Origin of the sequence: Nocardioides sp. (genome assembly GCF_047607365.1) — a bacterium.
Lineage (GTDB): Bacteria > Actinomycetota > Actinomycetes > Propionibacteriales > Nocardioidaceae > Nocardioides.
In genome coordinates this window covers 1-3,402 of the sequence record NZ_JASGDD010000051.1, presented here as the reverse complement: position 1 = coordinate 3,402, position 3,402 = coordinate 1, and the positions used below count along the sequence as shown (strand labels likewise).

At 74.3% G+C, this 3,402-nt stretch carries 4 protein-coding genes; 3 read left to right on the top strand and 1 reads right to left on the bottom strand.

Annotation, left to right across the window (positions count from 1 at the left end):
- Both QM572_RS04570 and QM572_RS04565 read left to right on the top strand, forming a co-directional pair.
- Positions 1 to 235 (top strand): hypothetical protein (locus QM572_RS04570; protein WP_415090503.1); only part of this gene is annotated, 235 nt, incomplete at its 5' end.
- Positions 235 to 1,362, top strand: a complete 1,128-nt coding sequence (locus QM572_RS04565; protein ID WP_415090500.1) for a glycoside hydrolase family 5 protein — start codon at positions 235 to 237, stop codon at positions 1,360 to 1,362. The genes QM572_RS04570 and QM572_RS04565, both read left to right, overlap by 1 nt.
- Positions 1,363 to 1,390: 28 nt before the next feature.
- Here the strand turns inward: QM572_RS04565 and QM572_RS04560 are convergent, their stop codons facing one another.
- Positions 1,391 to 2,305: a glycosyltransferase family 2 protein gene (locus QM572_RS04560; RefSeq protein WP_415090498.1), complete on the bottom strand. Its 915-nt coding sequence runs from the start codon at positions 2,303 to 2,305 to the stop codon at positions 1,391 to 1,393.
- A gap of 103 nt (positions 2,306 to 2,408) precedes the next feature.
- Between QM572_RS04560 and QM572_RS04555 the strand changes: the two genes are divergently transcribed.
- On the top strand, positions 2,409 to 3,402 hold a 994-nt coding region (locus QM572_RS04555; protein ID WP_415090496.1), incomplete at its 3' end, for a response regulator.

Below are 3,402 nucleotides of genomic sequence, written 5' to 3'. Positions count from 1 at the left end.
GCTTCCCGCAGCGCGGGTCCGGCAGCGGGCCGCGCTGTCGCTGCCTCTCCGCGCCGCGCGCCGGCTCGTCCCCTCGTGGCATCCCGCCTACCTCCTCGGCGCGCCCGCGCGCAGCGAACTGCGGCTCTACGGGCTCCGGGCCACCTACCCGACCGCGGCCGCCGAGGCTCAGCTGGCCTGGCAACCGGAGGTGGGCCTCGACGCCGGTCTCGCCGAGGCTGCGGGGAGGCGCTGATGTCCCGACGCCGACGAGCCACCCGCCGCGGTCTCCTGCTCGGCGGGGCTGCCGCCGTCGTGGCCGCGGGGGGCGTCGCGGCCTACGAGCGGCGGCAGCAGCCCGCGGCCGCGCCGGCACCGGTGGGCACCTTCGCCCTAGGGCTCAACGTATCGGGGCTCGAGGACGACGTCCCCGCCGCGCCGACCGACGCCATGCTCGACGACTACGCCGGCCATGGCGTGCGAACCCTCCGGCTACCGGGTCGCTGGGAGCACTTCCAGCCCAGGGTCGGCGGCCCGTTGGACGAGGAGTACCTCGCGACCTACCTCGCGGTGGTGAGCGCCGCGAACGCGCGCGGCGTGGGCGTGGTGTGCGATCCCCTGCACAACTACGGCGCCCGTACGGACGACGGCGTCACCCGGCGGCTGGGCGAGTCGGGCCTGGCCGTCGACGCGATGGCCGACTTCTGGAGCCGGTTCGCCGCCGCGACCGCCGGCACCGCCGGCATCGCCGGCTGGGACCTCATGAACGAGCCGTACGACCTGCCCGGCGACACCGTCGCCGACCAGTCGCAGGTGTGGGCGAGTGCCGCACAGCTCGCGATCACGGCGATCCGCGAGACCGGCGACCGGCTGCCGATCCACGTCGAGGGCTACCGTCAGTCCGCTGCGGCCCTCTGGGTGGACGCCAACCCCACGCTGCACACCCTCAGCGATCCCGCCGGCGACCTCGTCTTCTCCGCTCACTGCTACCTCTCGCGCGACAACGACGGCGGCGGGAGACCCTACTGGGACCAGGAGGTCGCGGCCGGCGACCTCGTCGGCGGCGGGGCGCTCACGGCCAACGTCGGCGTCCGCCGGATCACGCCGTTCGTGGACTGGCTGCGGACACATGGCCTGCGCGGTGAGATCGGCGAGTGCGGCGTCGGACGGCGGGATTCGCCCACGACCACCAGCGACGCCGGCTGGCTCCTGGCCCTGGACACCACGCTGCGCTACTGCCGCAGCGTGGGCCTTCCTCTCTTCGCCTGGGGCGCAGGACCCCATCTGATCCCGCCCTACCCGCTGAGCCTCGAGCCCGAGGACGGGCTGCCGGCGCCGCAGTGGCAGGTGCTCGACAAGTACGTCCCCCTCCCGTCGACGTGAGCGTCCGACCGCCGGGGATCCAGCGATCTCAGAACCGGTAGTGGCCGAACTGCCTGCCGGCTACACCTGTCACCTGTCCGGCGTAGGCCACCAGCCGCCGCAGCCACGAGAAGGCGCGGACCCGGTCCCGCGGCAGCGTCACCAGGACCATCGCGAGCGCGACGGGAAGCCGTAGCAGCGAGCCGACCAGGAGCTCCAGCCGCGCCCGCGCGCGCGGCCACCCGCGACGGTGCGCGGCGTGGCAGCGAGCGTAGTTCTGTCCGCCGCTGTAGGACCGCTCGAGCAACCAGGAGACCTGCGCTCGCGAGACCGGGACGTTCTCACTGACCGCGGCCTCCGCGCACCAGACCACGGTCGCGCCCCGCTGCTCCAGGTCCCAGAACAACATGCCGTCCGAGCCCCCCGTGATGCCGAAGTCCGGGTCGAACGGGCCGGCGACCCCGTCGAGCGCGGAACGCCGGATGAGCACGTTGCTCGTATAGGTGCGGTTCCATGGCACCCGCTCCCCCGTGGTCATCTCGCGTGGGGCGAACAGGTCCGCCTCCCGGATCCAGGCGGGCACGCCGTCGGCATAGTGCGGCAGCACCGGGCCGAGGACGGCGTCGGCGTCATAGCGGCGCTGGGTCTCGAGGAGGGCGAGTGCCCACTCGTCCTCCGGCCACTCGTCGTCGTCGATGATCAGGAGGAACTCGCCCTGGGCCACCTCCACCGCCGCGTTCCGGGCCAGCGCGATGTTGGGCTCGGCCACCCGCCGTACGACCATCGGAAAGGGCAGGCTCTCGCGGTGCCGCTCCGCGACCGGGAGCCCGCTCCCGGCGGGGTCGTTGTCGACCAGGACGAGCTCCACCGTCGCGCCGCCGAAGTCGTGGCGCCCCAGGGCATGCAGGAGCTTGTCGAGGAGTTCGGGGCGCCGGAAGGTCGACACGCAGAGGCTGAGATCCATGAGGCTCCCGGTTGGTTGGACGACGTGGCGGCCGCTGTGGCGGCGCCCAGCGGGCCGCCGGGTACGCACGCCTCGGCGGCGACGCACACGATAGCCTTGACGAGTGAGCGGTGGGGAGCAGGTCGCGGTCGTCATCGACGACGATCCCGACGTCCGCCGGCTCCTCGGCAGCCTCCTCGGCAGCCTCGGGTACGTCGTCGCCGAGGTCGGCGACGGCCAGGAGGGCATCGACGCGGTGCGTCGGCACCGGCCCGTCCTCACCACGCTCGACATCGGCCTTCCGGGCGTCGACGGCGTGGAGATCGCGCGGCAGATCCGCTCCTTCTCCGACACCGCCATCGTCATGGTCACCGGCCGGACCGACGAGATCGACGTCGTGTTCGGGCTGGAGAACGGCGCGGACGCCTACATCGCGAAGCCGTTCCGCAGCCACGAGTTCCGGGCCCGGATCGACGCGATGATGCGACGCACCGGCCGCCCCCGGCCGCCTCGCCCCGCGACTCCTCCGCCCGTCCCATCCGCCACCGCCTCGGCGGCTCCCGCTGTTCCCGCCGCTCCGGTGCAGCCCCGCGAGCCTCGACTGCCCGCGCGACCCGCGCCCACACCCGACCCGCTGCCGAGCGTCCCGCCGGCGATCCCGCGTACGGCCACGCCCGAGCGCGCGTCGATCCGGGAGCGACCGCAGCAGCCCACGCAGCCGGCTCCCGAGCAGACCCGAGCCGCGCCGACTCCGGCCGAGCCGAGCCGAGCCGACCAGACGCCGGCCGCCGAGGCGGCGCTGCCCCCGGTCCCCCGCGCCCGGAGGATCGAGGTGCGGGGACTCGTCCTCGATCCGGACACGCGACAGGCACGGCTCGACGGCCGGCCGCTGGAGCTCTCCGACGACCAGTTCGGCCTGCTCTTCCTCCTCCTCGACGGCGAGCGCCGGGTGCACACCCGCGCGGCGCTCGCCCGCCACCTGATCGGGGCCGACGACGTGACCGAGGCCGACAAGCGGCGTGCCGACGCGCTCATGGGCGACCTGTGCGCCACGCTCGACGAGCGCGACCGGGCCGCGCGCTGGATCGAGCGCCTGCCGGCGATCGGCTACCGCCGCG

Coding starts and splice junctions, on each gene's coding strand:
- QM572_RS04565 (WP_415090500.1), top strand. CDS start 235: ATGTCCCGACGCCGACGAGCCACCCGCCGCGGTCTCCTGCTCGGCGGG.
- QM572_RS04560 (WP_415090498.1), bottom strand. CDS start 2,305: ATGGATCTCAGCCTCTGCGTGTCGACCTTCCGGCGCCCCGAACTCCTC.